This window comes from Arthrobacter sp. JCM 19049, assembly GCF_001310435.1.
Map to the genome: position 1 here is coordinate 1 of NZ_BAXF01000307.1, position 2,639 is coordinate 2,639.

1 pseudogene is annotated in these 2,639 nt (G+C 64.3%); it reads right to left on the reverse strand.

The annotated features are described in order from the left end of the window. Positions 1-1,665, reverse strand: a pseudogene (locus JCM19049_RS11375) (sodium:solute symporter family protein); the annotation flags it as partial. Positions 1,666-2,639: the final 974 nt, after the last annotated feature.

Sequence of the window (2,639 nt, forward strand, 5' to 3'; positions counted from 1 at the left end):
GCGCTGTGCGCCAGCCGCGCCTTCTTGGCCTCGGCCGCCATCTCCGCCTCCGCATCGAAGTCGCCGGTGCGTTCGGCGATGAGCGAGAAGTCGAAGTCCATCTTGGAGCGGAAGGACATCAGGTAGCACACGATGGTGCTCACCGAGTAGGCCACCAGCGAGGCGCTGAGGGTGGTGTAGTCGCGCAGGAAGCCGAAGCAGAACGGCGCGGCCACCACCGCGGAGGTGATGCCGACGATTTTGCGGCCCGGATCCCGAAGAAGCCGAAGCACATCAGCCCCAGCACCACCCCGATGCCCAGCACCGCAAGCAGTTCCACCAGCAGCCCGGTGAACCCGTTGAGCGGGATGAGTTCGAAGCGCACCGGGATGAACACGGTCAGGGCGACCAGCACCGCGGTGGTGAACGCCTTGTTGGTGACCTTGCCCCAGTAGAAGCTGGCCAGCACCGGGAACACCAGGCGCCCCACAGTGCGCCGACGAAGACCAGCAGGTCCAGGATGTTCAGCTGCAGGCTGGCGAAGATGACCGCCAGCGCGGTGGCGGCAACCATCGTGATCCGCCCCACCAGCAGCATGGTCTTCGGGTTGGCCTTCGCCTTGCCGGCCACGTTCTGGCCGTACACGTCGGCCATCATGATCGAGGACAGCGCGGCCAGATCCGAGTCGGCGGTCGAGGAGAGCGCGCCGATGATCATGATGAAGAACACCGCCAGCAGCACGCCGGGCAGGTAGCTCGCCGCCATTTCCGGGATCAGGTTGTTCATGTCCCCGCCGGTGGGTTCGAAGCCCAGGTACAGGGCCAGCACACCGAGCATGCCCACGCCGATGACCATCGCACCGTAGCCGACGGTGGCGGTGATGAAAGTGGGCTTGATCAGGTCCTCACGCACCGCGAAGAGTCGCTGGGCGATGGTCTGGTTGCCGATCGCGTAGGCCAGCACCGCGGCAATGTACGGCGCGCCCTGGTTCAGGAACGCCTCGGAGGAGAAGAAGTTGGACTGCTCGGCGCTCAGGTTCGCCGCACCGGTTTCAAAGGCCGCCGGGAAGTCCGCGGCGAAGAAGATGAACGGCACCAGCACCGCAACCGCCCCGAGCATCGCCATGACCTGTACGAAGTCGGTGAGCACCGAGGCCCGGAAACCGGACCACAGCGTGTACAGCAGCACCCCGGCGGCCACGCACAGCACGCCCTGGATGAAGTTGAACGGCGAGAGCATCGAAATCAGCACGCCGCCGGCGATGAAGTTCGACATCAGGCTGATCAGCGAACCGACGACGTTGGAACCGGCCAGCATCAGCTGGCTGGAGCGGCCGTGGCGGGCATACATGACCTCGGCCAGGGTGTGGGCCCGCGGCGCGACCTTGCGAATCCGCTTGCCGAAGGGGTAGATGAACAGAATCATCAACGCGCCCCACAAGCCGTAGTGGATGGGGCCGGAGATTCCGTAGGTGTAGCCCGAGGTCGCCGAGGCATACATCGACGACGCCCAAATCCAGGTCGCGGTCATGCTGGCCGCGGAAATTCCGAATCCGATCTTGTTGCCGGCGGTCATGTAGCCGTCGGCGTTTTCTTCTTTTTTCCCGATTCGGGTGGAAATCAAGAACGTCCCGCCGTAGAAGAACAGCAGGAGCAATACAACAACAACGGCGCTGAACTGCACCATTTCGGATGATCCATGCGCCACCTCCTCAATAGACGATGATGAGAAACTGTGCCGGCCGTAAGACCTCACAATGCCGGCACATGGTCCTGCACGTCTGGTCCCGCGGGGCGTTTGCCGCGGGAAATAGTCCTAGCTGACGCGCACAAGCCTGGCCCATCAACCACTTCCCCTCTGCCAGTTTTCGTTCGGTGCTCATTCGTTGCGTTCATCCCGGGTATGGGAAGGCCAGGGGTACCCGTGACAGGGGTGCCCCTTGGCTGGTTCAGTCGCGCTTAGGTGGCGATACGACTCGCGCCGCCGGGCTTCTGCCGGCTCGCGGTCCCGGTGTGCTCCGGGCCCTGGTCGTCTTCCGGTGCCGTTTGCCATGCGGCAAGACCTTGTCGATGTGCAAGGCGGCAGCGGTGTGCAGTGCTGTGCCGGGTGCGGACCTGGTGGCTAGGGCACTGCGGCATGGGGAACGATCCTCATGCCCGATCGTTGTTACTTCCCCGTAATCCGATGGTCACGTCCATCTCTGCTGATAGATCTTAGCATGATCGCGAATATATGCGACTTCGGATCGTGGTGTGCCTCTCTTGGGCTACCCCGCGCACGTGCCAGCCAGTGCGTCGACGGGCCGCTGACCGCACGATCACCGGCGGGGTGACCGGCGGGATCCGGAACCGGTGGGCAGGAGTTCGCCGCCTGCCGCAGCCACGGCCGATGGTTGGGACGGTAGCCGTGCAGCGAGCGACAAACGCCCGAATTTTCGGGAAAAAATCGAGGCCCGGCCCTTCCCCGGCGCGCCATCCAACAGTGGGTTCCTGGCCATCCCACCACCCCGGGCCGCCGTGGTTCGCGTCTTTCGACCCGTGGCGCGGATCGGGTCCAGGCGTTGTTCTGGCGCAGTGGATCGGACCCCGAATCCCAACGTGCCGCCGTTCACGGCGAACGGGCGAACGCATAAATATACCCCCGCAGGCGCTGCCTGCGGG